We start from the raw sequence: 2,426 nt of genomic DNA on the forward strand, positions 1-2,426 counted from the left end.
CAGGCGAGCCCCACCCTCAGGCCGGTGAAGCTGCCCGGGCCGACGGTCACCACGACGCGTTCGACCCCGGCGAGGCCGCCGGCGGCGTCCAGAACGCGCTTCACCTCCGGCATCAGCGCTTCGGCGTGGCCGCGCTCCATCGCAAGCGACGCGACATGCGCCGCGCCGCTCGCCGTATCAACGACGGCGGCCGAGCAGGCTCCGAGGGCGGTGTCGATCGCTAGCACGCGCATGTCGGCTGAGTAGCAGGTTTCGGGCGGCGCAGAAGCCGCCGCGCCGCTTCGCCTCAGACGATCTTGCAGAACTCGTCGAAGTCCGGCCGCGGCAGGCGGTCCTTGAAGCCCTGTCCGTCGCCATAGCCGAGGTTGACGAGGAAGTTCGTCCGGAACGTCGTCCCGGCGAAGAAGGCGTCGTCGACCTTCTGCTTGTCGAAGCCCGACATCGGGCCGCAGTCGAGCCCGAGCGCGCGCGCCGCCAGGATCAGATAGCCGCCCATCAGCGAGCCGTTGCGGAAGGCGGTCTCCTCGATCAGCGCCTGGTCGCCCTCGAACCAGCTCTTGGCGTCCACATGCGGGAAGAAGCGCGGCAGATTGTCGAGCCAGCGCATGTCATGGGCGACGATCGCCGTGACGGGCGCAGCCATGGTCTTGTCGCGATTGTTGGCCGACAGCGCGGGCTTCAGCTTCTCCTTGCCCTCCTGCGAGGTCACGAACACGAAGCGGCCAGGCAGGCCATTGGCGCTGGTGGGACCCATCTTCACGAGCTCGAACAGCGCCCGGAGCGTCGTGTCCGAGACCGGTTCCGGCCGGAACGAATTGTGCGTGCGGGCGGCGCGGAACAGCGTGTCGAGGGCGGCGTCGTCGATCGGCGCGCGATGGGGTCCGGTCAATGGTTCGTCCTTGGGCTGAATCAGGCGGGCGGCAGACTAGCAGGGCGGGCGGGCGAAAGGCGCCTGTCAGATCGTGTCCACCGTGCCGCCGTCGACCCTCAGGGCGGCCCCGGTGGTCGCCGAGGCCTCCTTCGAGCAGACATAGACCACCATGTTGGCGACCTCCTCGACGGTCGCCGCCCGCTGGATGATCGAGCTCGGCCGGTGGGCCTTGACGAAGGCCGCGCCGGCCTCCTCGAGGCTGTGGCCGGTCTTCGCCACCTCGTCCTTCAGCATCTCGGCGACGCCCTCCGACAGCGTCGGGCCGGGCAGGACCGAGTTCACCGTCACGCCGGTCCCGGCCATGCGCTTGGCGAGGCCGCGCGCGACCGCGAGCTGCGCGGTCTTGGTGAAGCCGTAGTGCACCATCTCGACCGGGATGTTGATCGCAGACTCCGAGGAGATGAACACGATGCGGCCCCAGCCGCGCTCCGCCATGCCCTGCGCATAGGCGCGCGACAGGCGCACGCCGGACATCACGTTGACCTCGAAGAAGCGGGCCCATTCCTCGTCCGGCACCTCGAAGAAGTCCTGCGGATTGAAGATCCCGACATTGTTCACGAGGATGTCGGGCGCGGGGACCGCGGCGACCAGCGCGGCCGCGCCTTCCGCGGTCCCGAGATCGGCCGCGACGCCCTTCAGGCTGGCGCCCGGGACCGCCGCCGCGATGTCGGCGATCGCCTTGTCGACCGCCTGCTGCTTGCGGCCGTTGATCACCACGGTCGCGCCGGCGCGGGCGAGGCCGAGCGCGATGGCGTGGCCGATGCCGATCGTCGAGCCTGTGACGATGGCGGTCTTGCCGGAAAGGTCGATCTTCATGGGGCGGCTCCTTCAAATCGCTTGAGCGGCAAGGTCGTCCGCACCGCGCGACTTTTCCAGACCGGCCCGCTTGCGCGGCCGCAAGCCTCGCGCGGCGCCGGCGTCAGGCCGCGGCTTCGTCGAGCGCCCGCGTCTCCGCCTCCGTGAACAGGCGGGAGCGGATGTGGAAGCGCACCTCGCGGCCGTTTTCGAGGCTGAACATGCCGCCGCGACCGGGCACCACGTCGAGCGTCAGGTGCGTGTGCCGCCAATACTCGAACTGCGACGGGCTCATGTAGAACGGCGCGCCGCCGACCTCGCCGAGCTTCACGTCGTCGTCGCCGACGATGTAGTCGCCGACCGCGAAGCACATCGGCGAGGAGCCGTCGCAGCAGCCGCCGGACTGGTGGAACAGGATTTCGCCATGGTCGGCCCGGAGGGCCTCGATCAGCTCGAGCGCCTCCCGGGTCGCCTCGACGCGGAGCGGGATGGTCTGGGTCATGGGGGCTCCTCCCGTGACCAGCATAGGGCGCGCGGCGGCCGCGGCGAAGGCCGCGTTCAGCGCTCGCTGTCGAGCATCGCCATCTGGACGGCCGGGTAGCGGTCGCCCACGGCCGCGCCCTTCGGGACGGCGCGCTCGATGGCGGCGAGATCACGTCCGTGGCCTTCTGGACCTGATCCGCCAGACGATCGTGGTCGT

The 2,426-nt window shown here is 70.0% G+C and carries 4 protein-coding genes; all 4 read right to left on the reverse strand.

The window, feature by feature from the left end; translation table 11 throughout:
* On the reverse strand, positions 1-233 hold a 233-nt coding region (gene tsaB / locus ACIKT0_RS16955; RefSeq protein ID WP_407106546.1), incomplete at its 3' end, for a tRNA (adenosine(37)-N6)-threonylcarbamoyltransferase complex dimerization subunit type 1 TsaB.
* A gap of 53 nt (positions 234-286) precedes the next feature.
* Complete coding sequence (locus ACIKT0_RS16960) at positions 287-889, reverse strand: malonic semialdehyde reductase (RefSeq protein WP_407106547.1); 603 nt, start codon at positions 887-889, stop codon at positions 287-289.
* Positions 890-955: 66 nt separating this feature from the next.
* Positions 956-1,747, reverse strand: coding sequence for an SDR family NAD(P)-dependent oxidoreductase (locus ACIKT0_RS16965; protein ID WP_407106548.1), 792 nt, complete (start codon positions 1,745-1,747; stop codon positions 956-958).
* A 103-nt stretch (positions 1,748-1,850) separates the two neighbouring features.
* Complete coding sequence (locus ACIKT0_RS16970; protein WP_407106549.1) at positions 1,851-2,228, reverse strand: DUF779 domain-containing protein; 378 nt, start codon at positions 2,226-2,228, stop codon at positions 1,851-1,853.
* Positions 2,229-2,426: the final 198 nt, after the last annotated feature.

It is taken from the genome of Hansschlegelia beijingensis, from assembly GCF_045505405.1.
GTDB classification, from domain to species: Bacteria; Pseudomonadota; Alphaproteobacteria; order Rhizobiales; family Methylopilaceae; genus Methylopila; species Methylopila beijingensis_A.

Bases quoted from the DNA above. Each gene is read 5' to 3' on its own strand.
- ACIKT0_RS16965 (WP_407106548.1), bottom strand. From the start codon at position 1,747: ATGAAGATCGACCTTTCCGGCAAGACCGCCATCGTCACAGGCTCGACG.
- ACIKT0_RS16970 (WP_407106549.1), bottom strand. From the start codon at position 2,228: ATGACCCAGACCATCCCGCTCCGCGTCGAGGCGACCCGGGAGGCGCTC.